Raw genomic sequence first — 25,293 nt, forward strand, 5'->3', positions numbered from 1 at the left:
AGTCCGTGGGGCGCGCGGGTGAATTGCCGCGCGAAGGCCCATTTCGGACAGTGGCTCAGTCGCGTCGGTGTCGCACACCGTCCACAGTGGCCACTCCAGCCGTACGAATCTGGTCTACGCTGAAAGGACCCTGGAAACGGGTTCCTGACGGGGGTGCGGATGGCCGAGCTGCTCGACGAGTTCGCGAAACGCTATGTCGATCCGCTGATGAAAGAAGCGGGCTTCAAGCGGCTCCGGACCCGGCGATGGTGGCTGCCCTCGCCGGAGGGGAACGCGGCCTTCGTGCAGTTCCGCGCCTATCCGATGGATCCGAGGATCGCGTTCCATGTGGAAGCTTCCGGGATTCCGCGAGTGTTGCGGGAGTACTACGAAGGCGGCTCGGCGGTGAAACCTCCGAAGTTCGATGGGGGATTTGTCCGGACGAGGCAGGCGGCGCCGCCCGATCGCGGCCCGGCTTCGCATCTCGGCGGCCATGTCTGGGATTTTCTTCCGGACACAATGGACGAGTACGGTCCTCAGGCGCAGGACTATCTTCGCGCGGTGGCGATCCCGCAGTGGAAGAGTTTCCTGGATCCGGCGGGACTGCTCATGGCGGCTCACGGCGGACCGAGTCGCGACTTCGCTGTCGTGGGCGGTTACGGGCTGGAGTTCAGCCAGGTGATCCTCCGGGTGGACGACGGGAATCCTGAGGTGCTGGAGGCGATGATCGAGGGTCTTCTCCTGAAACGCGCCGATCCGAAGCTGCTGGAGTGGCTGCGTCAACGCGTGCGCGACCGGGCCGAAGGTCGTCGCTGAGCGGCCGGTTCACGGTGTGTCCCGGCTGAGCTTGGCGGTCAGCGCCGGCTCGGGTTCGCGGTGGGGTCGGCGGGAGGTATCGCGTCGAGGGGGACTAGGCGGGTTCCGGTCCAGTGGTAGCGGACCGTCGCCGTGTTGGCGGTGGGGCAGCACTGCGGGTCTTCGGTGTTGTAGAGCTCGTAGGAGAGGGCGATGGTGGTGTCGGTGGACCACGCCTCTTGGATGCCGGCGCTGTCGGCCGAGGTGTCGGTGCCGAGGTACTTGCCGTCGTGGAAGAAGAAGGCCCGGTTCGCGTAGCCGTCGGCCGACTCGGCGATGGTGGCGAGGATGACCTGCAAGCCGTCGGCGGATACCCAGGAGGTGCCTGGATACGGGCGGTATCCCTTCGCCTGGACGACCGCTTCGGCGTCGGCGAGGGTGGTGCGCGGGCCAGCCGTCGGCTCTGGATCCTCGGTCGAGGTGGCGGTCGGGACGCTGGACTGCGTGGACACCGGCGGGAGAACGGGTTCCGGCGACGACGGGATGGTCGGCGTCGGCTCCGGCGTAGTTGTCGTGCTGTCCGCGGTGGTGCGGGTCGCTCTGTCGGTGCCGACGGCGGCGGTCAATCCCAGCACGGCGACCACAATGGCGACCGCGCATGCGATGCTGGAGAAGACGGCGCGGCCGGAGGCGCGCGGCGGTCGGGTGGCGGGCTGTGGCACCACCGCGCCGATGAGCATGAAGAGCGCACCAGCGACGGCGACCCAGGGGCCCAGTCCGATGCGCAGGAGGCCGCCGGCGTCGGCGAGACCGCTCAGCAGACTGACGAGGAGCAAGCCGCCCAGGACTCCGGCGACGCCGAACAGGACGAAGCCGGTCGCTCGGGCAGCGACGCCCTCCCGCAGCACGACAGCCGCGACGATCGCGGCGGCCCCGCAGACCGCCAGCGCCACGGGAAGAAAGACGAGCGGCACGGTCCGGCTGTTCGCCAGGCGAGCGACGTCGAACAGGCTCGCGTTCCCCAGCAGCACCACTTGAAACCACGGCAGCACCGGCGACACCCCGACCAGCACGCCGCCCGCGGCCAGCCCGGTCGCGGCGGCGAACCGTCGAAGGCTCTCGCCCGGCGCGGCCGCGGGGATCAGCCGGCTGCCGCATCGCCAGCACTGAACTGTGCCCGCTTGGACGGGTTGTGCGCAGTACGGGCACGGGAACGCGGCGGGCGGAGCGCTCGGCCACGGTGCGGGGCCGCCGGAAAAGGGATCGGTCATCGCGTGAACTCCTCGTCTGTACCAAGACAGACGGAGGGGTGCCGGATCGCGTTACTGAGCACTGAAATACTCGTGCCGGTTGATCGTTCTCAGCAATGTGGCACGCCCGGGCGCGGGTCTGGGCGCACCGTCCGCACGAGGTCGTCCCGCCGCGGCCTGGGCCCGGTTCTCCGGCCGGACCCAGACCGTGTCTCGCTCAGGCGCAGATCACCTTGTCGATCAACGAGTAGAAGGCCCCGTCCCCAGGGCCGCGCCCGAGCGTCAGCGAAGCTTCCACCCGGCGCTTCCCGTCCGCGCTGGTGAACGCGATCGTCCCGTACCCGGGAATCCCGCCGGTGTGCCCGAAAACCGGAATCCCGCACGGAGTGGTCCGGGTCTGCACTCCGAGCCCGTATTCCTCTGTCGCGGAACGCGGGGTGGTCATCTGCGCCAGCAGCGCAGGCGGCACCAGCCGTCCCGCCGCGAGCGCGTGGGTGAATTTGTCCAGGTCCGCGGTGGTGGAGATCATCTCGCCGGAGGCGCCGGCGACGCTCGGGTTCAGTTCGGTGACGTCGACCAGCTTCCCGTTCATCTCCTGGTATCCGTGCGCGTGCCGGCCCGGAATCCGGGTGCGGTCGCCGGGGATCACCGTTTCGCGCATGCCGAGCGGGCGCAGGATCCGCTTGGCCGCCTCGTCGCCCCAAGCGTGCCCGGTGGTCCGTTCGATGAGCATGCCGAGCACGACGTAGTTGGTGTTCGAGTACGAGAACCTGCTGCCCGGCGGGAAATCGAGCGGCCGCGCGGCCGCGATGGCCACCAGGGACTCCGGCGAATGGTGCTGGTAGCGGATCTTCTCCAGATCGGCGTCTTCCAGCGAGATCGTCCGGAGGTAGTTGTAGAGGCCGCTGGTGTGCTGCAGGAGCATCCGCACGGTGATCTCGCTGCCACGCGGCAGCAATCCCGGCAGGTACCGCTCGACCGGGGCGTCCAGCCCGAGCCGGCGCTCGGCGACGAGTTGCAGGACCACGGTGGCCACGAACGATTTGGTCGTGCTGCCGATCCGGAATCGTCCGGTGGGCGAGACCGGCTTGCGGGTGTCCAATTCGGACACTCCTGCGGTGACGGTACGAGAGTGTCCGTCCCGGACGGCGCGGATCTGCACGCCGGTGGCACCGGCGGCGACCGTTTCCCGCGCGACCGTCCGAATGGGGTCAGCCGCGGCCGGCGTCGTCGGCGCGAGCAGGGCTGCGGTCAGGACAAAGGGCACAGTGTTGAGCATGGGTTTCCTCGTTCAGTGTTGGCACTCAGCTGCAAAAGACCTTGTCGAGCACGGCGCGAGTCCAGTCGAAGTCCGGGCCCCGCCCCAGCGTCACCGAGGCCTCGACGCGCTGTTTCCCGTCCGGGCTGGTGAACGCGACGGTCTGGAACCCGGGAATCCCGCCGGTGTGCCCGAACACCCGGTTGCCGCACGCGGTGACCGGGGTGCGCACTCCGAGCCCGTATTCCTCGGTCGCGGAACGCGGCGTGGTCATCTGCGTCAGCAGGTCCGGTGGCACCAGTCGCCCCGCCGCCAGTGCCCGGACGAACTCGTCCAGGTCCGCGGTGGTGGAAATGATCTCGCCGGCCGCCCAGGCCATGCTCGGGTTCAGTTCGGTGACGTCGACCAGTTCCCCGTTCATCTCCTGGTACCCGTGCGCGTGCGGACCCGCGATCCCGGTCCGGTCCCCGGGAACCGACGTGTGCCGCAGTCCCAGCGGCCACAGGATGCGCTGCGCCGCTTCGGTTCCCCAAGCGTGCCCGGTGGTCCGCTCGATGAGCATGCCGAGCACGATGAAATTGGTGTTGGAATAGGAATGCCTGCTGCCCGGCGGGAAGTCCAGCGGCTTGGCGGTCGAGACCGCGACCATCGACTCCGGCGAATGATGCCGGTACCGGATCTTCTCCAGCTCAGGCCCGAACAGCGGGAGGGACTCGGTGTAGTCGTAGAGCCCGCTGGTGTGCTGCAGGAGCATCCGCACGGTGATCTCTTTGCCGTGCGGGAGCAGTCCGGGCACGTACTGGTCGACGGGGGTGTCGAGCAGGATGCGGTGTTCGGCGACGAGCTGAAGTACCACAGTGGACGTGAACATCTTGGTCGCGCTGCCGATCCGGAACCGTCCGTTGGGAGACAACGGCTTTCTGGAGTCCAGTTCGGACACTCCGGCGGTGACAGTGCGAGAACGTCCGTTGTGGACAGTCCGGATCTGCACACCGCTCGCGCCGGACGAGACGATGTCCTTCGCGAGTGCGCGAACCGGGTCCGGGGCAGCGGCAGCCGGCACCGCGGGCGCTAGCAGCGACGCGGCGAGCACCAACGGCACAGTGTTCAACACCGGCGTCAGTCCTTGCGGCGCGCGACGAAGCGCACGATCAGGATCAGCAGGCACGCCACGGCGATCCCGCCCGCGGTCATCCGGAACATGGTGTCCAGCCCGGTGAAAGCGCCGATCGAGTTCGTGGCGGCACCGGCGACGAAGAACAGGAAGAGCAGGGTGGTGACGGTCGGACCGCCGGCCTTGCGGCTGCGGGAAGCTTCCATTTCCATGCTGATGACACTAGGAACCGCCGGTGGCCGCCAACATGCCCTAAACCCCCAACTTGACGGTGGTGTCTGCGCTACCTTTGCCGTTCAGCCAGGTCGGCACCCGCCCGGTGGTGCTGTTCGCTCCGCCGGAGGGCGAGGCCGTTGATAGCCGGGGCCTCAGCTCTGCGCTGGCGGGAGGGAGGCAGTCAGGCGGGTCGGCACCTCCAGCCGCTTGGAGAAGTTTCGCGGACAACGAAGCAACGGACGCCGCTATATATCGTCTTAGGATATATGTGGACCATGGCTGAGCGAGACGGAGTAGTCCCGAGCGCACTGCCCGAACGCCGGACGCGGTTGCGGGCAAGCACCTTCTCCGGCGTGCCGGACGGCTGGTCCGGCTCAGCGGAAGCGCGCGCATGATCGACACGGAGGCTCAGTACCGCGCGGTGGTGCGCGTGCTCCCGGCCTGGTATCGCGCCGACCGCGGCGACGAGATGGTCGGCACCCTGCTCGATCTGCACGGCGAGCGGGACCGTGCGGCGCTGTGGAGCGAACTGTGGGCGTTGCTGGCGCTGGGGGTGCGGACGCGGCTGGCGGGCAGGGCGGCGCCCGCGCGCACGGTCGCCCTCGGCGATTTGGTGCGGCAGGTCGTGCTCCTCGGCCTGGTCTGGGGCGTGCTCAGATCCGCGGGCAAAGCCAGCGAGACGCTCTGGGTGCTCTTCTCCTTCTCCGGCCCCTACCCCGGGAACTTCCGCTCGGTGCTGACGTCCGATCTGCTCACGGAGCTGATCCGGCTGGCCGTCTCGCTGATCCCGCTCGTGCTGCTGGTGGACGGGTGGCGCCGCGCGGCACGGATCGCCGCCGGGGCGATCCTGGCCGCGGGCGCGATCTGGTTCCTGGCCAAGCATTCCTCCGGCCTCGGTCCCGAATCGGTCCTGTACTTCGCTCCGCAGTGGCTTCCGCTGGTGCTGTTGCCGGCGGCCTTCCACGTCGACGCCCCGCTGCCGCCGTCGCGGCCGTGGTGGTGGGTCATCGGTGGGAGCCTGGTCTTCGCTCCCGCGCTCGCGCTCAGGTTCGGGCTTCCGGGCGATCCGGACCAGATCACCGGTTTGTCCCCGCTTGTCTGGCTTTGCGTGCTCGCCGGAGCCGGATACCTGGTGTTTCGGCACCGCATCGGGCCACGCCCGGGATGGACGCTGGCGCTGGCTCTGTGCATTGCCCTCGCGGTGGTCCAGAACGTGGTGCTGAAGAACGGGATCATTCCGTTCGGCGCGATGGTGATCGCACAGGTCTGCTGTGCCGGGGTGATCGTCGCGGCGTTGGCTGTCGCCGGGATCCGCGACTATCGCCGGGTCGTCGCGGATCGTTGATCCTCTCCGGGAACCGATTCTGGATCCTTTCGTCCACTGTGGAACGGACTTCCGGGCAGTTGCCGCGAGGCGGGCGTGTCGCGGAGCGATCTCCGCAGCCGGCGGTGACACTCTCCGCGGGACGCGGGAGCCGCTCCGCGGACCGGACAGAGGAAAGGTGCGACACGGATGAGTGCCAGCGACGCAGCCGACGAAACCGGCGCGGGAGGGCCCCGGCCGCCGGTTTCCGCGCCGGGCCGGGGCAAGGGCGGTGCGTCCGGGGAGCGGCTGGTGCTGTTCACCGACGCGGTGACCGCGATTTCCATCACCTTGCTGATCCTGCCGCTGGTCGACCTCGTCCCGGAGGTCGCCTCCGCCCACGAGCACGCCAGCGAGGTGATCACCGGCCACTTCGACCAGATCTGGAGTTTCCTGCTGAGTTTCGCGGTCATCGCGAACATCTGGCGGGAGCACCACCGGACGTTCTCCTCGGTCGCGAGGGTCACCCGCCCCTTCACGATGTGGAATATGGGGTGGCTGCTGTCGGTCGTCGTCCTTCCCCTCCCGACGGAGATGATCGGCGCCTTCGGCCGCGACCGGTTCGTGGCGGTGTTCTACTACGCGACGCTCCTGGCGAGCATGGTGTGCCGGTTCGCGATGCTGCGGATCCTGAAAACCGCACCGGAGCTGATGGACGAGGACGATCAGGATCCGGGAGCGCTCCGGGAGCTCTACACGGAGAGCTACCTCAACGTCCTCGCTCTGGTCCTGGCGTTGGCCCTCGCCCTCGTCGTGCCCGCGTTGCAGTACTACAGCCTGCTGCTGCTCGTCCTGCCTGGCAGGCGAGCGCTCCTGCGGAGCCGGCGCGCCCGCTGACCGCCGCTTGGCCGGAGCAGTCGCCGGACCTCCCGCAGTCAATCGCGTCAGGACCGATCGGCCGTGCCGTCCATGACGATCCCGCGGCCGGTGACGTCGAACGCGGTGGTGTAGGGAAGATTCGGGCTGGCCCGGGTTTTCAGCACGGTCAGCGCCCGGTCGATGCGCGCCCCGGAACGCTGGTACTGCAGCAGGATCACGTTGTCGGACAGATGGGAGATCCCGGTGCCGGACAGGCCCGCCTGCCCGTACAGGTCCGGGATCTCCAGGGTGAGCAGCGTCGTGATGCCCACTTGGGCGCAGCGGCCCAGCAGGGAGTGCAGGAACTCGTTGAATCGCTGGTCGTCGTCGCACGCCGCGGCGAGGTCGGTGAGGCTGTCGATGACCAGCCTGCGGGTCCGGCTCGCGGTCAGCGAGTCCAGCAGGTCGTAGAACCACTGGTCGATGTAGATGTCGTTGGGGGATTCGCAGCGCAGCGTGACCGTGTCGGACCCCGGTTCCCAGCCCAGGCTGCGGATGGCCCGGTTGAGCTGGAGCGAGCTTTCCTGCAGCGTCGTGAAAGTGCTGTGCTGGCCCAGGTCCGCGCCGTCGAACGCGAAATGCAGGCCGATGACGGTCTTCCCGGAGCCGGGCGGCCCGGCCACGATGGTGCTCGAACCGGGCCAGAATCCGCCGCCCAGCATGGCGTCGAGGCCGGGGATGCCCGAACTGACCCGTGCGGTGGCGGCCGGGTCGACGGAGCCGTTGCCGTCGCCGGGGTCGCTGAGCCGGGGAAAAGCGTCCAGCCCGTCCTCGGAAATGCGGTAGGTGTGCCAGCCGGGCAGGAAGGTGCTGCCGCGGAGCTTGAGCACCTGCAGGGCACGATTGGTGCGCTGTCCGGTGGCCTGGGTGGACAGCGCGATGGTGGCGTCCGCGATGGTGAACTCGGCCGAGGACGCCAGTTCGGCGCTGTCGTATTCGGCCAGCCACAGGGTGCTGGTCGCCAGCGCGCTGAGCCGTCCGGCCAGTTCGTAGAGGAAGCGCGTGTAGGCGGCCTGGTCCGGGGCGGCGTAGCGCAGGGCCTTGATGCTGTCGACGACCAGGATCCCGCACCGGGTGCGGGTCGCGACCTCGGTGAGCCGGGCGAGCCCGGCGTCGAGCCCGTCAGCGGTCACCGCGTCGCCGAGGTCCTCGAACAGCACCGCGGTGCCGATCAGGTCCGGCGCGCAGAACGCGAGGCCGTCGAGGAACTGGGTGATCTTCGTGAGGGGTTCGGTGAGGGTGCTGAAGTACACCACGGGACGGGCGGGGTCGGCGTTGGCGAACGCGTACTGCTGGGCCAGCACCGTCTTGCCGGACCCGGGGGCTCCCGCGAGCAGGGTGATCGACGGGTCGATCAGCCCGCCGCCCAGTATCGCGTCCAGCCGTTCGCAGCCGCTGGCGAGTCTCTGTTTCATCACGCGGCCTGCCGGGCCGCGGGGTGCAGATCGCGGACCATGTCCAGGACCTGCGACGGGTGGACCGGTTTGGGCAGCACCCGGGCGGTGGCGGGCGGAGCCTGCTGTACCGCCACCGGCGAGATCACGATCACCTGCGTGCCCGGTCCTTCGGAGAGAGCGCGGATCAGGTCGCCCGCGCCCGAGGCCGTCTGGTCGATGATCGCCACGGGAGGAGGAACCGCGGTCTGTGCCGCTGCCGCGGAAACGACCGCGGTGACGTCGAATCCGGCCGCGCGCAACGTGTCCGACAAACAGCTGACCGCGAAGCGGTCCGGGTCCACGACCAGGATCCGGGTGTCGTGCCCGGGACCGGCGATCTCGTCCGCGCCGCCTTCCGCCACGCGCTCGGCGCTGTGCACGAGCGGCTGGGCCAGGTCCCGGGCGTGCGCGCGCAGCATCGCCTCCGCCGAGGGCAGATCCACGCCGCGGTGGGCGGCGAGCATCCCGACGGCCTGCCAGACCGCGATCTGGTCCTGCTGCGCGGTGTGGCGGGTCAGCCGGAGGACGGCGGACGGCAGGGTTTCGGCGACGGCGTCGGCCAGCAGGCCCGCCGCGGCGATCCCGGCGCAGCCTCGCACGAAGGCGATTTCGCCCGCGGACAGCGCTTGGTGCTCGCGACTGGTCAGCACGACCGTGCCGACGAGTTCGCCGAACGCCTCCATCGGGACCGTGTGCACGGCGGCGATGCCGTGCGCGGCGGCGATCCGCGCCAGCCCCGGCCACCGGCCGGCCTGACCGGCGAGATCGGCGTAAACGACAGCTTCCCGGGCGCCTTCCCCGGCCGTCCCGCACAGGTCCTCGTCGGCCCGGAAAGCGAGCAGGTCGTCGAATAGCGGCCAGTCGGTCCCGGCGAGCGGGACGCCGCGGCCCTGGTCGTCGGGCAGCAGCACGATCGCCTCGTCCACGCCGGGCAATCGCGCGCAGATGCCGGTGAGCAGGTAGGCCGCGTCCAGCCCGGCGCGCCGGCCCGTCACCGTCCGGGCCGCCTCCAGCAGGATCGGGACCCACTCCTCGCTCAGCTTGTTCACTCCGTCCGCCTCCCGCTTTCGCCGTCCTGGTCGGGGCCTTCGTCCGCGTCGTCCTTGCCGCGGTCGCCGTCGCGCTGCCACGACGGGTGATCAGGGGGCAGCCGCAGCACGCCCGCGGTGACGTCGTCGGCCACCTCGGACAACCGCCTGCCGCTGACGTACGCGAAGGCCCGCAACCGCAGCAACGCCTCCGTGACCGGGCAGCCCAGCTGCGCCGCGACTGTTCCGGTGGCGGAGTGCACGGTGCGCCAGCGGCGGTAAAGCCCCTCGTCGACCATCGCCTCCGCCTCGCCCGACGCCGCGAGGGCCACCTGGGCGAGCATGTGGCCGGTCGTGACCTGGACCAGCGTGAGCGCCAGGTCGAGTTCGGCGTCGGACAGGGACCGCCCGGCCTCCCGGTAGAACTCCAGCACCCCCAGCGACGCCGCCCCGGTGGCCAGCGGGAACGCGAACGCCGCGCGCAGCCCCTCCTCGACCGCGGCGGGCGCGAACATCGGCCACTGCCGGAACCGCCGCGGCTCGTCCAGGTCCGCGGACAGCACCGCGAACCTGCGCCGCAGCGCCGTCAGCCCGGGGCCCTCTCCCACCGTGATCTGGAGTTCGAGCACCCGTTCGGCGCGCTGGTCGGTGGCGTAGGCGGGTTCGCCGAGGCCGAGCCGGTCGCCCAGCCGCACCCCGACCCCGTCGGCGCCCAGCAGGTCCCGGCACACCTGGGCCACATGCCGCAGCGCCACCGGGGAACCCTCGGCCAGCGCGCGGACCCGGATCGCCTCGTAGATCTTGGCCAGCTCCTGCTCGATCACCACAATCGGCGCCTCATCCCTCCGGAGGACTGCACGAACCGCGACGCTAGAACCGGCCGTCCATCTCGGCCAGAGCAACAATGCCCTTGCCGGGGAGGCTTCCGGCCCCGGCCGCTGCGTCAGCCGGCGTGGCGGACAGTTCTTCGCGGACCGGGGCACCGCGTTCGCCCGGGTCCGCGCGTCGAGCGGCATCGGTTGATCGCGGATGTCCGCTGTTCCCAGGGGCGGTGTGCCAGTGGGCGGGCACCGAGCGGGTCAGTTCGGTTCTGGTGAGACTCGCGACGCCGCCGTTCGCCTGGTTGCGGATCACGAGGGGGATCGGCAGCCTTTGCTTCGCCGGAGCGGGCGGGGCGGCGGATGAGCGGTGAACGGGAGGCAGACAGCAGTGAAGGAGCGGGGCGAAATGCGTGTGGTCGTGGTCGGCGGCGGGATCGTGGGGGCGGCAGCCGGGTATGAGCTGGTCCGGGCGGGAGTGGACACGGTGCTGGTCGACGGGGCGGCCGGCGGACGGGCGACGTCGGCGGGGGCGGGGATCATCTGTCCGTGGGCGTCCGCCGTGGACGATCCGGACTGGTACCGGATGGCGGCCGGCGGGGCGGAGTACTACGAGGGATTGCGGGCGGCGCTGGCTGAGGACGGGGAGACCGATCTCGGTTATCGGCGGGTCGGGTCGTTGAGCCTGGTCTCCGAAAGCGAAGCGGCGCAGGCGTTCCAGCGGGTCGCGGATCGGGCGAGGGAAGCGCCGTTGGCCGGGGACGTCGAGGTGATTGACGCTCGGCAGGCTCAGGAAATGTTCCCGCCGCTCGGGCACGACGGTCCGGCGATCCACATCCCGGGCGCGGCCCGGCTGGACGGGCGGCTGGTCCGCGACGCGATGCGGCGGGCTGCGGTGCGGCGCGGGGCCCGGATTGCGGAGGGTACGGCGTCGATCGTCGCGGACGGGGCGGTTCGCGGGGTGCTGGTCGGCGAGGAGTTCATCGGTGCGGACGCGGTGATCGCGGCGGCGGGGGCGTGGTCGCCTGCGTTGCTGGGGCCGCTCGGGGTCGAGGTTCGGGTCGAGCCGCAGCGGGGGCAGATCGTGCATCTTCGGTTGCCGGGGGCGGAAACCTCGCGGTGGCCGGTGGTGTTGCCGCAGTCGCGGCACTATCTTCTCGCGTTCGACGATTCGCGGATCGTGGTGGGGGCGACGCGGGAGGAGGGGGCTGGTTTCGATTACCGGGTGACGGCGGCCGGGTTGGCGGAGGTGCTGGCCGAAGCGCTGTCGGTGGCGCCTGGGCTGGCGGACGCGACGTATGCGGAGACGCGGGTCGGCTTCCGGCCCGCGGGCCCCGACATCCGGCCGCTGCTGGGTGCGGTTCCGCACGTGAAGGGGCTGGTGGTGGCCAACGGACTGGGCGCGTCAGGGTTGACGATGGGGCCGTACGCGGGTTCGATCGCGGCTCGGGTGGCGCGCGACGTGGACCCGGGGATCGATCTCAAGGCTTACGACCCGTTGCGGTGACGGCGCGCGCCGACCGGGCGGTCCGGTCGGCGCGTGAACCGAGTGTCCATAAAGGACTCAGCGGGGTTCAGGCCAGCGTCTTGTGCAGGGCGTCGAGGCCGTCGCGGTAGATGCCGGTGAACAGGTCGACGGCTTGCTCGTCGGTGACGCCGTCGGGGGTGAAGCTGCCGGACCACTGCACCTCGGCCGCGTTTTCCTGGCCGGGGATGGCATGGACGCGCAGCGTCGAGAGATAGCCGGTGACCGGGAACGGCGCTTCGAGGATGGCGTAGCTGTAGTGGCGTTCGGCGTCGCTGAATGCCACCAGACGTTCGACGATGGTCTCGCCTTCCGGGTTGGTGAGCCGGCGGGTGCGGCCGCCGTCGAGGGCGGTGCTCTCCGGGATGTACGGGAGCCAGTCGGGCAGCGAGGCGAATCCGCCGATGAGGTCCCAGACCTGCTGGGGCGACGCGGGGACGGTGCGGCTGACTGAGGTGGATGCCATGGTGGTGCTCCGGTTTCAGGCGTTGTCGGGCAGCGGGGCGGAGGGGTGGACGAGACCGGCGGCGCGCAGGTCGTGCCAGAACTCGACGGGGACGTTCTCGGCCAGCGCGGCGGTGTCCTCGGCGATCCGGCTGGGCCGGGTGGCCCCGGGGATCGCGGCGGCGGACACCGGGTGCGCGAGCGAGAACTGCAGCGCGGCGGCCTTGATACTGATGCCGTGCCGCGCGACGAGTGTCTTGAGCCGTTCGACGCGCTCGAGGATCTCCGGCGGGGCCTGCTGGTACTCGAAGTGGGTGCCGCCGGCGAGGACGCCGGAGCTGTACGGGCCGCCGATCACCATGCCGACGTTGTGCTCCTGCGCCATCGGCAGCAGCCGCTGGAGGGCGTGCTCGTGGTCGAGCAGCGTGTAGCGCCCGGCGAGCAGGAAACCGTCCGGCCGGGGCTCGTCGAGGTCGAGGGTCAGTTCGATCGGCTCGGTCTTGTTGACGCCGAGACCCCACGCCTTGATGACGCCCTCGTCGCGCAGCCGCGACAGCACGCGGAAGGCTCCGGTGCGGGCCTCTTCGAACTTCCGCAGCCAGCGGTCGCCGTGGAAGTCCTGGGCGATGTCGTGCACCCAGACGATGTCGAGGCGGTCGGTGCCGAGCCGTTTCAGACTGTCCTCAATGGAGCGTTCGGTCGCGTCGGCGGTCCACTCGTGGAGGAGCTTGTTGGGGTTGCCGTGCTCGAACAGGCCGCCCTTCTCGCCGAGTTCGTCCGCGTCCTCGTGCTGGGGCTGGTGCTCGTGCTCGTCGAGAACGACGCGTCCCACCTTGGTCGACAGGACGTAGGAATCGCGCGGCTTGCCCGCCAGCATCTGGCCGAGCCGCGACTCCGCCAGCCCGGCCCCGTAGAACGGCGCGGTGTCGAAGTAGCGGATGCCCTGCTCCCAGGCTGCCTCGACGGTCGCGAGGGCCTCGTCGTCGGGAATGGCGCGGAACATGTTCCCGAGCGGAGCGGTCCCGAACCCGAGCCGTCCGGGGAGAATGTGGGTGAGCGACATGGGTTTTTCTTCTCTCTCGCGTACTGCTTGACCTGTTCGCGGCTGGGTTGTCCCAGCCGGTTACATGCGCCGACAATAGTTGCACGCGCTGGGTATAGCAAAGGGAAGTGCGCCGGGTCACCGGTACGGGCGGGTCCATCGCCCGGTCAGGGGAGGTCTTCGGGTGTGGCGGTGCGCAAGGCCAGGTGGTCGATGAACTCGGGGACGCCGACGCACAGCACTGTCGCGCCGTCGTGCCAGGGCAGTTCGAGTACGGAGAGGCCAAGGGCGTCGAGGCGTTGCCCGGTGGTTGGGGCGCCGTCGCAGGACACCGTCGCGGGGAGTCTGGCGGCGTCGTCGGCGGCGCGCTGGATGTGCTGATAGCGCTCGAGGCGAGCAGTTGGGTGCTCCTGAGCGAAGGTGCGTCGGCCGGGCTCGGTGACGAGCTCGTTGCGGCTGAGGAAATTGCTCAGCAGGTCGGCGGTGGTGTTGACCGGCAAGCCGCGGGGATTCAGGCCCTCGTGGGAGCGAACGGTCTTCACGGTCAACTGGCAGCGGTGGTCGCTCTCGTAGACCAGCTCCAGCGCGGTTACCAGGGTGTCGACACCTTGAAGGCTCCAACCGGCGGCAGTGCTTCCGTTCGCCGCCGCGAGGGGACAGGGGAAACGGGCGAGGTAGTCGGCGAGGGCGGGGCTCCGCGGCGCCGGGGCCCCGCTTTCGTCAGCGTCCATGCGGCGCTCGCAATCGCAGATCCGGGCCCGGGGGTTCCGGTGCGCTCAGTAGAGGGTAGTGGCTGGCGCGCGGTGGCCGGAATAGCCGAAGCCGTCGTCGGCGAGGAGGACGGCTGCCGAAAACGTCGCGGAAAGGGCTGGCGGAAATGGTCGGGCGGTCCGAATGCGCGATCCGCTGCTGGGAGGCCGGGCAACGCCGGAATCCGCACACCGGGCAGCGCTAGTCCACAGAGGACTTGGATGGTCAGCGCGCGGCGGACAACACCAGCTCGCGGTAGTTGCGCAAAGCCTGCCGCCAGGAATCCAGTTCCAGCTGCTCGTTCGCCGCGTGCATCTGCCGGGGATCTCCCGGGCCCCAGATCACGATCGGCGCACCGGCCACGGACCCGGCCAACGCCGAGGCGTCGGTGAAATACGTCGCGGCGGGCGCGGTGGCCTGATCGGCGAGCGCGGCCGGCAAACTCGGGGTCCGAACCGCGGGCAGGTCAAGATCCACCTCGGCGCTGATCGCCGGATCGAGCGAGGAAGCCCAGGCGATCACCGGCGCGCCACCGTCCACAGTGCGCACGTCCAGCGTCAGAACAGCCGATGCGGGAACGATATTCGTCGCGGTGCCGCCCTCGAACGTGCCGACGTTGACGGTTTCCTCGCCCAGATAGTCCTCAGTGGACAACGGGAGCGAATCGAGCGCGCCGAGAGCCCGGTCGGCGAGCAGCTGGATCGCGTTGCGGCCGAGCCGGGGCGTGGACCCGTGGGCGGCCTTGCCCGCCGCGGCGAGCCGCAGCCACGTGGCTCCTCGATGTCCGAGCGAGACGCGGTTCTGCGTCGCCTCCGGGACCACGACGATGCGCGGCGTCAGCTCCAGCGCCGCCGAGGCCTCCGCCGCGCCTCGGCAGCCGATCTCTTCGTCGCTGGTGATGAGGACTTGTGCGCCGGCACCGGCTTCCGCGGCGTTGCGCAACGCGGCCAAGGCGGCGACCAGGCCGCCCTTCATGTCGACGCTGCCGCGGCCGTGCAGGAACTCCTCGTCGACGTCCGCGGAGAACGGGGCGCGCTCCCACAAATCACGGGAGCCGACCGGGACGGTGTCGATGTGGCACACGAACAACGCGCCGTTGGCGGAACCGGTGCCGAGCAGTACCCACGGTCGGCCAGCGGTGGAGCGTTGCAGCACCCGTACGCCCGCCGTCGAAGTGGCGTAGGAAACGGCCAGTTCCTGCGCGGCGGCCTGCGCGGCGCTGTCGCCGGAAGTGGTGTCCTGGCGCACCAGGTCGCGCAACAGCGCGAGGGCTTCGTCGGTCATGCGGAGTACTCCCGGGTCGATTCGCGGACGACGAGCTGCATGGAGAGCACGTGGTCCGCGGGGCTGTCGCCGGCCGCGAGCCGGGTGATCTCGTCGACCGCCTTGCGGGCCATCTGCTCGGTCGGCTGCGCGACGGTGGTCAGCCTCGGCGACGTCCATTCGCCGAGCGTGATTCCGTCGCAGCCGATCACCGACAGGTCGCCCGGCACCGCGACTCCCGCGCGGCGGGCGGCTTCGAGCAGCCCGACGGCTGCGATGTCGCTGGCGGTGAACACGGCTGTCGGCGACGCTTCGGCCCGTGCCATGTGGGCGAAGAAGTTCATGCCGAAAGCCGAGCTGAAGGCGCCGCGCACGATCATCGATTCGTCGACCTCGACCCCGTGCGCCTTCATGGCCGCGCGGTATCCGGCCTCGCGCTGGTCCGCCGTCCGCAGTCCGGCCGGTCCGCCGACGTGGGCGATGAGCCGGTGGCCCTGGGAGATCAGGTGGGTGGTCGCCTGGTACGCGCCGCCGAAGCTGTTCGCGGTGACGTGCGCGATCCGCGGGCCGGCGGCCTCGACGTACTCGTCGAGGAAGACCACCGGGAAATCGCCCGCCAGCCGGCTCGCGAAGGCCTCGTTGGTGTTGTTCATCCCCAGGTAGATCAGCCCGCCGACGTCCGGCACGCGCATCAGGCGTTCGACGCTGGCGCGCTCCCGCGACGGCGACGAGCCGGTGAGGGCGGTGAACACGTCGATGCCGTCCGCCGCCGCGGCGTCGGCCACCGCGTCCGCCAGCGTGGAGAAATACGGGTTGTCCAGCGACGGGACGACCAGGCCGAGGCTGAGCCCGGTCACCTGTTTCGGCACGGGCGGATGCCCTTCGGCGGACAGCGCGGCGTCGATGCGCCGGGCCGTCTCGGAGGCGACATTGAGCTCCCCCCGGACGTACCTCGACACCGTCGACACGGCCACCCCGGCCTCTCGGGCCACCTTCGCCAGCGACATCCGGCTCCTCCCCGTTCGAGCGTTGACGGCGACTGCAACCGCATCCTATATTGGCGTTGTTGCGCTACGTTGCGCAACACGCGCTAAGCACTTTCGCCCCGAAGGAGTCGTCGATGGTCAAGGTCCTGCTAGCCGGGGAGTCGTGGGTCAGTGCGACGATCGACCACAAGGGATACGACCCGTTCGCGCACACGCAGGTGGAGATCGGGTGCGAGCGGCTGCTGGCGGCGCTGGCGGCGGAAGGGGTCGAGGTGACTCACCTGCGTTCGCACGACGTGGCCGAGAAGTTCCCGCAGACGCTGGCGGAACTCGAGGCCTACGACGTCGTCCTGCTCTCCGACGTCGGCTCCAACACCCTGCTGCTGCACCCGGACACGTTCACCCGCGGCCGTCCCGCGCCCAACCGGCTCAAGCTGCTGCGCGAGTGGGTCCAGGGCGGCGGCGGTTTGATGATGGCCGGCGGCTACCTGAGCTTCCAGGGCTTCGAGGGCAAGGCCAACTACCACCGGACGCCGATCGAGGAGATCCTCCCGGTCGACATCGACCCGTATGACGACCGGGTCGAAACCCCGGAGGGCGTCCGCGCCCAGGTCGTGCGGTCCGGCCACCCCGTGGTCGCGGGTCTCGACCAGGAGTGGCCGATCCTGCTCGGCTACCAGCACACCACGCTGAAGCCGGACGCCGAACTGCTCGCCACCGTCGAGGGCGACGTCATGCTGGCCGCCCGCCAGGTCGGCCAGGGCCGCACCCTCGCCTTCACCTCGGACATCTCCCCGCACTGGGCTCCCGAGGAGTTCATGAGCTGGGACGGCTACGGCAAGCTCTTCGCACAGGCGCTGACCTGGCTTGCCGGACGCGAAATCTGAGCCGCGCGCACTCAGGATCAAGGAGGATTCGATGAGTACGTCACCCACCCGCCGCGCGACCTCGGCCGTCGTATTGACGATCGCGACCGTCTTCGCCGGAATGCTCGGCCCGTTGCAGTCGCTGGTCAACGGACACCTCGGCACCGCGCTCGGCGACGGGCACGCCGCCGCGCTGGTGTCCTTCGGCACCGGCCTGGTGCTGATGCTGATCATCGTGCTGGCGCGCGCCCGCACGCGCACCGCGTTCTTCCGGCTGCCGGGTCAGCTGGTGCGCGGCGAGATCCCGCGGTGGAACTTCTTCGCGGGACTGTGCGGCGCGGTGATCGTGCTGTCCGAAGGCGTCACGGTGGGCTTCCTCGGGGTGGCGATCTTCCAGACCTCGCTGATCTCCGGCATGGTCATCTCCGGCGTGGTGTGCGACCGGCTCGGCATCGGCGTCCCGTTCAAGCAGGCGATGAGCGCGCCGCGCGTCGCCGGGGCGATCCTGGCCATCTGCGCCACGGTGCTGGTCGTTTCCCCGAACTGGTCGGCCCCGCACATGATCGCGCTGGCGATCATGCCGTTCGTCGGCGGTCTGCTCGCCGGCTGGCAGCCCGCCGGCAACTCGGAGATCGGCCTGCTGTCCGGTTCGATGTTCATCTCCATCACCTGGAACTTCCTCATCGGCTTCGTGGCGCTCGGCCTCGTGTACGTGGTGCGGATGGCGACCGCGGGCGCGCACTTCGCCTTGCCCGGCACGTGGTGGATGTACTTCGGCGGACCGCTTGGCCTCCTGTCGATCGCGCTGATGGCTTTGCTGGTGCGCGGTTTGGGGCTCCTGCTGCTGGGCCTGGCCTCCACCGCCGGTCAGCTGATCGGGTCGCTGCTGCTCGAAATCGTCGCTCCCGCAGCGGGTTCCAGCCTGCATCTGGTCACCGTGCTCGGCGCCGGCGTGGCACTGGCTGCCGCGGCGATCGCGATGATTCCGTCGCGGCACACGGCCGAACCGGCGGTCCTTGCCCAGCCGGCCGAGGTGCATCGTGGCTGAGGTGCGCGGCGTCCTCGGTGCGATCGACGCGGCGGACCTCGGGCTGGTGCTGCCGCACGAGCACCTCTTCAACGATCTGTCGTCCGCGGTCGCCGAACCCTCGTACGCCTCCACTCGGCGGCTCGTCGCGGCGGAAGTGGGTCCGAGCTGGCAGTTTTTGCTTCGCCAGGATCCGTACTGCTGCGCCGACAACGTGGCGGTGAAGGATCACGCGAGCGTCGTGCGCGAGGTGGCCGCCTTCGCCGCGGCGGGCGGCGGCACGGTCGTCGACGCCACCGGCAGCGCGGCGATCGGCCGGGATCCGCGAGCCCTGGCGGCAGTGGCCGAGGCGACCGGGGTCAACGTCGTCATGGGCACCGGTGCGTACCTGGAGAAGTTCGAGGGCGAGCGCATCACCGCGGTGACCGTCGAAGCGCAGACCTCGCGCATCCTCGCGGACCTGGACGAGGGCGTCGGCGAAACGGGAATCCGGGCCGGCGTCATCGGCGAGGTCGGCGTCTCTCCGCTTTTCACCGACGGGGAACGGGCTTCCTTGCGGGCCGCGGCGCTCGCGCAGGCGGCGCGGCCGGCTGTCGGGCTCAACATCCACATGCCGGGCTGGCAACGCCGCGGGCACGAGGTGCTCGACCTGGTGCTCGAGGAATGCGGTGCGGTGCCGGGGAAAGTGGCGCTCGCGCACAGCGATCCGTCCGGTGCCGATCCGGGCTACCAGCGCGAGCTTCTGGAACGCGGCGTGCTGCTGGAGTTCGACATGATCGGCCTCGACATCTCGTTCCCCGGCGAAGGAGTGGCCCCGACGGTTTCCCAGACCGCTCGCGCTGTGGCGCGGTGGGTGCACGAGGGCTTCGGGGAGCAGATCATGGTGTCGCACGACCTTTTCCTGAAGCAGATGTGGACGCACAACGGCGGGAACGGGCTCGTGTTCGTGCCGACGATCTTCGCCGATCTGCTCGAAGCCGAGGGCGTGGCGGCCGACGCCGTGGCCCGGCTGATGCGGGACGTCCCGGCCCGATGGCTCACCGCATGAGCCCAGCGGTAGCGGTCGTCGCGTCGCTCAACGTCGACCACATCGTCCAGGCCCCGCGCATCCCGGAGCCGGGGGAGACCCTGATGGGCTTCTCGACGAGCCGGGAGCTGGGCGGAAAGGGCGGCAACCAAGCGGTCGCCGCCGCCCGGCTCGGCGCGGAAGTCGCTGTGATCGGGTGTGTCGGCCAGGACGAGGACGGGGAGGAGTACCGGGAAGCCTTGCTCGCCGAGGGCGTGGACGTCGTGCACCTGCGAACCTCCGCGCTGCCGACCGGCCGGGCGGCGATCACCGTCGACGCGGAGGGCGTCAACTCGATCGTCGTCGTGGCCGGGGCGAACGCCGACATCCCGGCTGCGGCGGCCGAAACGGCGATCGGCGAATTGCCGGGGCTGCGGGTTGTCGTGGGCCAGTTGGAGGCGGCGGCCGACGCGACGGAACGCGCGTTCGCGGCTGCTCGCGCGCGCGGCGTGCTGACGGTGCTCAACACCGCGCCGGTCGGCGACGTCGCCGCGAAGCTGGTGCCGCTCAGCGATGTGGTGGTGGCGAACGAAATCGAGTTCCGGCAGCTCACCGGCCAAGACCCCGTCGACGGTCTGCGACGCGGCAGTGCCGATCTGTTCGCCGCTGGATGCCGGTGGGTGATCGTGACGCTGGGGGCCGAGGGGTGCGCGGTCCTTGACGCGTCGTCGTCCGTGCACGTCCCGGCGGTTGCCGTGCGAGCGGTGGACACCACTGCCGCGGGTGATTCGTTCGTCGGTGCGCTTGCCGCGCGGCTCGCGGAGATCCCGGGTGAGCCGACGACCGCGGACGTGGTGGCGGCTTGCGGTTTCGCGGCCACAGTGGCCGCCGTCGTCGTGACGCGGCATGGGGCGCATCCTTCGCTGCCGACGTTGGCCGAGGTCCTCGACGCCTGAGGCGGCGGCATCCTCGCCGGATGCCGCCGCAGCACGCTGTCCTCGGTCAGCAGTCGTTCGAGATGTACCACACAGGGTGCCAGTTCCCGTGCGGCTGGGCGTAGTACGCCTTCGGCGAGGTGGACAAGTAGGTGTATCCCTTGCCCCAGAACGACGTCGTGTAGTGGTGCGTCTGGTTGTTCATCCAAGAACCGCCGCTGTTGAAGCCGTTCGGGATTTCGTAGAAATCGGCGCAGTCCGCGTGCGTGAATCCCTTTCCTTCGTAGTTCGCGTACTTCCATCCGCAGAACGCGCCATAGGAACAGAGTTCGAACGGAGTGCGCGGGTCGTTGCCGTTCAGTCCGTCGCCGAATGCGTGCGCATACTTATCTCCGGGCAAAGGGTAAGTGATGACTGAATTGTCTCCGGTAACGATTTGATTAGGCGTGACCTGTCTGCCGTGCAGCGTCGCCAGGTCGCGGTCGATCTCGCCCCGAAGCGCGGCGCTCTGCTGGCCAGTGAACCCCGCGGACCGCAGTTGTGCCGTAAAGCCCGCTGACGTGCTGGTGGGAGACGCGTCCGCCTGCGTCGTCACTGTCGCGACGGCGGCAAGCGAAACCAATGCCGCCCCCAGTGCCGCGCCGATTCTCACTCGCATGGAAACCCCTCTTCTGCTGGAAATGTCCAGGAGGACGCGAACGGCGTATACCGATAGGCCGAATGCGATGCTGCCGCTCCGGTGATTTCCCGTCCCCCTGCTGGAAAGCAATATTTGCGCACCCTGGGCCAGAGACGCGATGGTTTAAGCTAGAACTCAAAACAAGGGGGTTTCCGTGCTTCGGCTGCGCTGTACGCCCGAGGATCTTCTGCACGTGTCGATCGCCGAACATCCGGCGCCGCTCGGCGAGCTGACCCTCGCGATGCAGATGCTGCAGCGCCGCGATCCGGACCCGGCGTTCGCGCCGTGGCGCGAGCAGGTCGCACGGCAACTGCCGGCCGAGGGCAGACCGCTGCTGCAGCTCGTCTCGCCCTCCGGCGCGGGCCCGATGTTCCTCGATCCGCCCAGCCGCACCGTGGAAGAGGGGCTGGACCGCGTGCTGTCCACTCCGCGGGCCGAAGTGCGCGCCGAATTGCGGCGGGTGTGTGCGATCGACCGTCCGCTGACCTCCTGGACGAAGCGGCTGGCCGGGCAGGACCGTGAGGCGTGGAGAGTGCTGCACCAGGCCATCAGCGCCGGTTACCAGAGCGTCCTCGCCGAACGCTGGCACAGTCTGCGGGCGGGCTTCGACGCCGAGACAGCGTGGCGAGCGAAAATCCTTGCGCGCCAAGGAATCAACGCACTGTTCGCCAGTTTCCGGCCGACGCTCCGCTGGAAGGGCCTCACCCTCGAAGCCGACTTCCCCCGCGACCTCGACCTGACCCTGCACGGCCACGGCATCGTCCTGCGCCCGACGCTGCTGTGGTCGGGGCACCCGCTGGTGGCGTACTACGCCGACCGGCCCACCACGCTGATCTATCCCGCGCTGACCCCGCTGCCCCTGCTCGCCCCGTCCGGTCCGCCGGACCCGCTGGCCGCACTGCTGGGCGCCACTCGCGCTGGTGCGCTGCGGTCCCTGATCAGCGGACGCACGACCACCGGTCTCGCGCGCGAGCTGTCCGTGTCGGTTGCCGCGGCGTCCTTGCACGCCAAGACTTTGCGCGAGGCGGGTTTGATCGTGTCGCGTCGGGAGGGCAAGGCGGTGTGCCACGAGTGCACCCCGCTCGGGCTTGATCTGCTTGCCGCCAAACCGAACTGAGCCGAATAAGGTTTTCTCAGTAGCGCCGTAGGGCGTCGAGTTCGCTGCCTCGCGGACACCTGCATCGCGCGCTTTTCGCGCAACGCACCGGAAAAGGCCGCCCCGCGCACGGGACGGCCTCTCCTCGGGGTTCAGATTCAGCTGACAGCGAGCGACGTGTCGTCGAGGCAGAACGACGTCTGCAGGCTCGAGTCCTCGGTGCCGGTGAAGGTCAGCGTCACCGTCTGGCCGGCGTAGGCCGACATGTCAACGGTGTGCAGCTGGTATCCGGTCGCCTGGTTCAGGTTCGAGTATGAGGCGAGCGTGGCCGAACCGGCCTTGACGGTCAGCTTGTCGTAGGCCGTCGTGGTGGTCGTCTCGGCGGTGTCGACGTGCAGGTAGTAGCTCAGCGTGGCGTGGCAGCCGGAGGGGATGCTCACCGACTGCGAAACCGTGTCGGTGTGCGCGGTGCCGTAGCCGTTGAGGTAGGCGAGGTACGTGCCGCTGTGCGGGGCCTCGCCGTTCGACGACGTGCTGATCACTCCGCTGGACGCGGTCCACGGGCTGGTGCCGCTCTCGAAGCCGGGGTTGCCCAGCTTCTGCCCGGAGCAGGTGCCGCCGCCGGTCGGGGCGATCGTCCAGCTGAACGTGGTGGAGCCGGTCGCGCCGGAGGAGTCCTTGGCGGTCGCGGTCACCGAGTACGTGCCCGCGGTGGTCGGCGTGCCGGAGATCAGGCCGCCCGAGCTGATCGACAGCCCGGTGGGCAGGCCGCTGGCGGTCCAGGTGTAGCCGCCGCTGCCGCCGGACGCGGACAGCTGCAGGCTCGCCGCGGTGCCGACGACGCCGTTCTGGCTGCCCGGGTTGGCCGCGGTAACGCCGCCGCTCGGAGCGCCCGCGCTGAACGCCGCGGTGCCGTTGGGAGTGCCGAGACCGGTCGGGCCGTCCCAGCCGGGGCCGGCGTTGCACTGCACCGAGGCGGAGCAGCTGCCGTTGCTGCCGGAGGTCACGTCGTTGAGGTTGCCGGTGTGCGAGTACGGGTAGGCGGCGGGGGTGTCGGACGCGCCGGGCGTGCCGGCGAGGGCGTACACGGACGCGATGATCGGGGCGGACGCGCTGGTGCCGCCGTAGACGGCCCAGCCGCTGCCGCCGTAGGTCTGGTACACCGCGACGCCGGTCTGCGGGTCGGCCACGGCCGAGACGTCAGCGGCGGCGCGCTTGCCGCAGCTGGTCGCCACGTTCTGGAACGACGGCTTGGCCACGTAGCCCGAGCAGCCGCTTCCCGCGCCGCTCCAAGCGGTTTCGCCCCAGCCGCGCGCGCTGCTGTTGCGGCTCAGCGAGGTGCCGCCGACCGCGGTCACGTACTGCGACGAGGCCGGGTAGCTGATGCCGTAGCCGCTGTCGCCGGTGCTCGCGGTGATCGCGACGCCGGGGTGGTGGAAGTAGCTGGAGTCAGAGGAGGGTTCGGTGCCGTCCTCGCCGCCGCCGTAGCTGTTGGACACGTACTTCGCGCCCATCGACACGGCGGTGTTCACTGCGGTGCCGAGATCGGCCATGCTCGGCTGGTTCGCTTCGACGAGCAGAATGTGGCAATTCGGGCAGATCGCCGAAACCATGTCGACGTCGAGCGAGATTTCGCCCGCCCAGCCGGAATCCGCGGTCGGGAGGGGACTGGTTTGCCCGTTTTCGTTCACTTTTTTGAAGCAGCCGTTCGCGGTGGTGCACGCGGGCAGCCCGTAGGTGGAGCGATAGCTCGCGAGGTCCGATTCAGCATTCGGGTCGTCGTTCGAGTCGACGATCGCCACGGTGGCCGACGCGCTGCCCCCGGCGGTGAGGTTGTAGGCGGAACGCAGGTCCGAGGGACCGAACCCGCCGGGCAGCGCGCCCGGCGTGAGGAGCGCGCGCATGGTGTCGGTCTGGCGTTCGGCGAAACAGGTGACCATGCCGGGCTTCGCCTTCTCGGCGCAGACGCGGGCGGTCGGATGCGCCGCGGCGGGCGATGCCACGGCCGGCAGGGCCGGGGCAGTCAAGGCCAAGGCCGCGAAACCGGCCATGGCAAGGATTCTTCGGGCTGAACGGGACACGATCCCTCCCAGGGAATTTCCTGCGAACGGCGTCGGGCCATTCGGTGCCCAGTTGTCTACAGTTCGTTCAGCCCTGGCGGTGACGCGCTGGTGCCAGTGGCGCAATGGTGTCGGCCAGCCCGATGGAGGTGCCTCCGAATGGTTCCCGAAGCAATCGGCCATCTCCTGACTCTCGGGCTGAAAGCGGACGAAGCAGAAATCTATCTGGACCTACTTTCGTCGGGACCGGTTCCGCCTGATCGGCTAGCGCGCGACACCGGCCGCGACCCCGGCGAGGTGCGCCGCGTGCTGGCGGTGCTGGCCGGAATCGGACTGGCCGGCCCGGTCGACGGCCCCGGCTCGCCGATGTCCGCGCTGCGCCCGGAACCGGTGCTGGAGGTGCTGACCAGGCAACGCGAGGCCGAACTGGCCGGAGCCCGGGCCGCGATGACCCGGCTGTACGAGCGATACCGAAGACACTCGGTCACCTACGACGCCGACCCGATGATCGAGGTAGTCAGCGGAACCACGGCCGCCGAACGGGTGCAGCAACTGGAGCGATCGGCGCGCACCGAGGTCCGCGGACTGGACTCCCCGCCGTACTACGCCGACGCGGACGCCAACGAGATCGAACTGGAGAACCTGGCCCGCGGCGTACGCTACCGAGCCGTCTACGGCAGGCTCGCGCTGGAACGGCCCGAGTATGTCGCGGAGAACATCCTGCCCTGCGGCAAAAGCGGGGAGGAGGCGCGGGTTCTGCCGGAGGTCCCGGTGAAACTCCTGATCGTCGACGACTGCGCGGCCCTGTCCGGCGCGGACCGCACGGTGTTGCTGATCCGCTCGTGCGGCCTGTTCGACGCGCTGGCCGGGCTGTTCGACATGTGCTGGCAGGTCGCGTTGCCGCTAGGCCTCGCCGACGACACTTCAGGCCCCGCGATCCGCCCCAGCGAACGACGGCTGCTCTCGCTGCTCGCCGCCGGACTCACGGACGACCAGGTGGCCCGGGTGCTCGGGGTGAGCAGGCGGACGATGTTCCGGTATTTGGAGAACCTGATGGCCCGCACGGGGGCGGCGAACCGGTTTCAGCTGGCGTTGCATGCGACGCGGAACGACTGGCTTTCGGTGGACGCACAGCCTGGGGTGTCGGCGGTGCGGTCCGTGCCGTTGTGAGTCTGGTGCGTTAGAAGGTTGCATTCCGCGGGGATGCGCCCGCGGACGATCTGGTCGGCTGTGCGGCGGGGCGGTTGGTGGGGTTGGGCGCTTCCGTGCGGCCGGGTTCCGTTCGGTGGTGTGGTCTCTCGCGCTGTGAGTCAGGGCTGCGGGTGTGGTGGGACGGTTGCGCTCTGCGGGGTTGCGCCCGGGGTGCGATCTGTTCTGCCGTGCGGTGGGGCGGTGGGCTAGGACGGTTGCGCCGCAGGAGATTCCGCTGATCCGAAGTGCGCGGTCCCTCCGTGCGAACGGCGCGCCAGAGCTCCGGTGCCGCACACTCGGCGAGCCGC

General features: G+C 69.9%; 25 protein-coding genes. 10 read left to right on the forward strand and 15 right to left on the reverse strand.

The genetic code is table 11. The features are described 5' to 3' along the window. Positions 1-159 precede the first annotated feature (159 nt). A complete protein-coding gene (locus ABZX37_RS07855; RefSeq protein WP_354737093.1) occupies positions 160-795 on the forward strand; it encodes a hypothetical protein in 636 nt (211 codons plus the stop codon). 38 nt (positions 796-833) lie between these two features. Here ABZX37_RS07855 and ABZX37_RS07860 read toward each other — a convergent pair whose 3' ends face one another. From ABZX37_RS07860 to ABZX37_RS07875, 4 genes are all read right to left on the reverse strand, one after another. Further along, the gene (locus ABZX37_RS07860; RefSeq protein ID WP_354737095.1) at positions 834-2,045 is read right to left on the reverse strand and encodes an LppP/LprE family lipoprotein; all 1,212 of its coding nucleotides are present in this window, start codon (positions 2,043-2,045) and stop codon (positions 834-836) included. A 196-nt stretch (positions 2,046-2,241) separates the two neighbouring features. After that, positions 2,242-3,303: a serine hydrolase domain-containing protein gene (locus tag ABZX37_RS07865; protein WP_354737097.1), complete on the reverse strand. Its 1,062-nt coding sequence runs from the start codon at positions 3,301-3,303 to the stop codon at positions 2,242-2,244. A 25-nt stretch (positions 3,304-3,328) separates the two neighbouring features. Next, positions 3,329-4,396 carry a serine hydrolase domain-containing protein gene (locus ABZX37_RS07870; protein ID WP_354737099.1) on the reverse strand — a complete coding sequence of 356 codons (1,068 nt, stop codon included), beginning with the start codon at positions 4,394-4,396 and terminating at the stop codon, positions 3,329-3,331. 5 nt (positions 4,397-4,401) lie between these two features. Next, positions 4,402-4,608, reverse strand: a complete 207-nt coding sequence (locus tag ABZX37_RS07875) for a hypothetical protein (protein ID WP_354737101.1) — start codon at positions 4,606-4,608, stop codon at positions 4,402-4,404. A gap of 395 nt (positions 4,609-5,003) precedes the next feature. Here ABZX37_RS07875 and ABZX37_RS07880 point away from each other — a divergent pair, with 395 nt between their 5' ends. Next, positions 5,004-5,957 carry a hypothetical protein gene (locus ABZX37_RS07880; protein WP_354737103.1) on the forward strand — a complete coding sequence of 318 codons (954 nt, stop codon included), beginning with the start codon at positions 5,004-5,006 and terminating at the stop codon, positions 5,955-5,957. A 168-nt stretch (positions 5,958-6,125) separates the two neighbouring features. Beyond that, positions 6,126-6,812, forward strand: a complete 687-nt coding sequence (locus tag ABZX37_RS07885) for a TMEM175 family protein (protein WP_354737104.1) — start codon at positions 6,126-6,128, stop codon at positions 6,810-6,812. Positions 6,813-6,859: 47 nt separating this feature from the next. Here the strand turns inward: ABZX37_RS07885 and ABZX37_RS07890 are convergent, their stop codons facing one another. Genes ABZX37_RS07890 through ABZX37_RS07905 form a run of 4 tightly spaced genes read right to left on the reverse strand, consistent with a single transcriptional unit; the run spans position 6,860 to position 10,431 of the window. Beyond that, positions 6,860-8,248, reverse strand: coding sequence for an ATPase domain-containing protein (locus ABZX37_RS07890; RefSeq protein ID WP_354737203.1), 1,389 nt, complete (start codon positions 8,246-8,248; stop codon positions 6,860-6,862). Next, positions 8,248-9,318 (reverse strand): GAF domain-containing protein, encoded by a 1,071-nt coding sequence (locus tag ABZX37_RS07895; protein WP_354737106.1) that lies wholly within the window; start codon positions 9,316-9,318, stop codon positions 8,248-8,250. Before ABZX37_RS07895 ends, ABZX37_RS07890 begins: the two co-directional genes overlap by 1 nt. Then, positions 9,315-10,124 carry a GAF and ANTAR domain-containing protein gene (locus ABZX37_RS07900; RefSeq protein ID WP_354737108.1) on the reverse strand — a complete coding sequence of 270 codons (810 nt, stop codon included), beginning with the start codon at positions 10,122-10,124 and terminating at the stop codon, positions 9,315-9,317. Before ABZX37_RS07900 ends, ABZX37_RS07895 begins: the two co-directional genes overlap by 4 nt. A gap of 43 nt (positions 10,125-10,167) precedes the next feature. Next, positions 10,168-10,431 carry a hypothetical protein gene (locus ABZX37_RS07905; RefSeq protein ID WP_354737110.1) on the reverse strand — a complete coding sequence of 88 codons (264 nt, stop codon included), beginning with the start codon at positions 10,429-10,431 and terminating at the stop codon, positions 10,168-10,170. Positions 10,432-10,524: 93 nt separating this feature from the next. Between ABZX37_RS07905 and ABZX37_RS07910 the strand changes: the two genes are divergently transcribed. After that, the gene (locus ABZX37_RS07910) at positions 10,525-11,622 is read left to right on the forward strand and encodes an FAD-dependent oxidoreductase (RefSeq protein WP_354737112.1); all 1,098 of its coding nucleotides are present in this window, start codon (positions 10,525-10,527) and stop codon (positions 11,620-11,622) included. Positions 11,623-11,689: 67 nt separating this feature from the next. On the opposite strand, the gene ABZX37_RS07915 is transcribed toward ABZX37_RS07910, so the two are convergent. From ABZX37_RS07915 to ABZX37_RS07935, 5 genes are all read right to left on the reverse strand, one after another. Next, positions 11,690-12,106 (reverse strand): SRPBCC family protein, encoded by a 417-nt coding sequence (locus ABZX37_RS07915; protein WP_354737114.1) that lies wholly within the window; start codon positions 12,104-12,106, stop codon positions 11,690-11,692. A gap of 15 nt (positions 12,107-12,121) precedes the next feature. Continuing rightward, positions 12,122-13,147 (reverse strand): aldo/keto reductase, encoded by a 1,026-nt coding sequence (locus tag ABZX37_RS07920; protein ID WP_354737116.1) that lies wholly within the window; start codon positions 13,145-13,147, stop codon positions 12,122-12,124. Between the two features lie 146 nt (positions 13,148-13,293). Continuing rightward, on the reverse strand, positions 13,294-13,857 hold the full coding sequence (locus ABZX37_RS07925) for a hypothetical protein (protein WP_354737117.1): 564 nt from the start codon (positions 13,855-13,857) through the stop codon (positions 13,294-13,296). A 244-nt stretch (positions 13,858-14,101) separates the two neighbouring features. After that, positions 14,102-15,160 (reverse strand): M20/M25/M40 family metallo-hydrolase, encoded by a 1,059-nt coding sequence (locus tag ABZX37_RS07930; RefSeq protein ID WP_354737119.1) that lies wholly within the window; start codon positions 15,158-15,160, stop codon positions 14,102-14,104. Then, positions 15,157-16,146 carry a LacI family DNA-binding transcriptional regulator gene (locus tag ABZX37_RS07935; protein WP_354737121.1) on the reverse strand — a complete coding sequence of 330 codons (990 nt, stop codon included), beginning with the start codon at positions 16,144-16,146 and terminating at the stop codon, positions 15,157-15,159. The genes ABZX37_RS07930 and ABZX37_RS07935 overlap by 4 nt, the downstream gene beginning before the upstream one ends. Positions 16,147-16,259: 113 nt before the next feature. Here ABZX37_RS07935 and ABZX37_RS07940 point away from each other — a divergent pair, with 113 nt between their 5' ends. Genes ABZX37_RS07940 through ABZX37_RS07955 form a run of 4 tightly spaced genes read left to right on the forward strand, consistent with a single transcriptional unit; the run spans position 16,260 to position 19,980 of the window. Beyond that, complete coding sequence (locus ABZX37_RS07940) at positions 16,260-17,012, forward strand: glutamine amidotransferase (protein ID WP_354737122.1); 753 nt, start codon at positions 16,260-16,262, stop codon at positions 17,010-17,012. A gap of 31 nt (positions 17,013-17,043) precedes the next feature. Further along, positions 17,044-18,039: a DMT family transporter gene (locus ABZX37_RS07945; RefSeq protein WP_354737124.1), complete on the forward strand. Its 996-nt coding sequence runs from the start codon at positions 17,044-17,046 to the stop codon at positions 18,037-18,039. Continuing rightward, on the forward strand, positions 18,032-19,066 hold the full coding sequence (locus ABZX37_RS07950; RefSeq protein ID WP_354737126.1) for a phosphotriesterase-related protein: 1,035 nt from the start codon (positions 18,032-18,034) through the stop codon (positions 19,064-19,066). The genes ABZX37_RS07945 and ABZX37_RS07950 overlap by 8 nt, the downstream gene beginning before the upstream one ends. Beyond that, positions 19,063-19,980, forward strand: coding sequence for a ribokinase (locus ABZX37_RS07955; RefSeq protein WP_354737128.1), 918 nt, complete (start codon positions 19,063-19,065; stop codon positions 19,978-19,980). The genes ABZX37_RS07950 and ABZX37_RS07955 overlap by 4 nt, the downstream gene beginning before the upstream one ends. Before the next feature lie 46 nt (positions 19,981-20,026). Here the strand turns inward: ABZX37_RS07955 and ABZX37_RS07960 are convergent, their stop codons facing one another. Then, positions 20,027-20,617, reverse strand: a complete 591-nt coding sequence (locus ABZX37_RS07960) for a hypothetical protein (RefSeq protein ID WP_354737130.1) — start codon at positions 20,615-20,617, stop codon at positions 20,027-20,029. 175 nt (positions 20,618-20,792) lie between these two features. Between ABZX37_RS07960 and ABZX37_RS07965 the strand changes: the two genes are divergently transcribed. Next, positions 20,793-21,755 (forward strand): hypothetical protein, encoded by a 963-nt coding sequence (locus ABZX37_RS07965; protein WP_354737132.1) that lies wholly within the window; start codon positions 20,793-20,795, stop codon positions 21,753-21,755. A 137-nt stretch (positions 21,756-21,892) separates the two neighbouring features. Here ABZX37_RS07965 and ABZX37_RS07970 read toward each other — a convergent pair whose 3' ends face one another. Next, positions 21,893-23,785 (reverse strand): putative Ig domain-containing protein, encoded by a 1,893-nt coding sequence (locus ABZX37_RS07970; RefSeq protein WP_354737133.1) that lies wholly within the window; start codon positions 23,783-23,785, stop codon positions 21,893-21,895. A gap of 168 nt (positions 23,786-23,953) precedes the next feature. Here ABZX37_RS07970 and ABZX37_RS07975 point away from each other — a divergent pair, with 168 nt between their 5' ends. Beyond that, positions 23,954-24,964 carry a helix-turn-helix domain-containing protein gene (locus ABZX37_RS07975; RefSeq protein WP_354737135.1) on the forward strand — a complete coding sequence of 337 codons (1,011 nt, stop codon included), beginning with the start codon at positions 23,954-23,956 and terminating at the stop codon, positions 24,962-24,964. Positions 24,965-25,293: the final 329 nt, after the last annotated feature.

The sequence above is a fragment of the Amycolatopsis sp. NPDC004079 genome (genome assembly GCF_040610415.1).
GTDB classification, from domain to species: Bacteria; Actinomycetota; Actinomycetes; order Mycobacteriales; family Pseudonocardiaceae; genus Amycolatopsis; species Amycolatopsis halotolerans.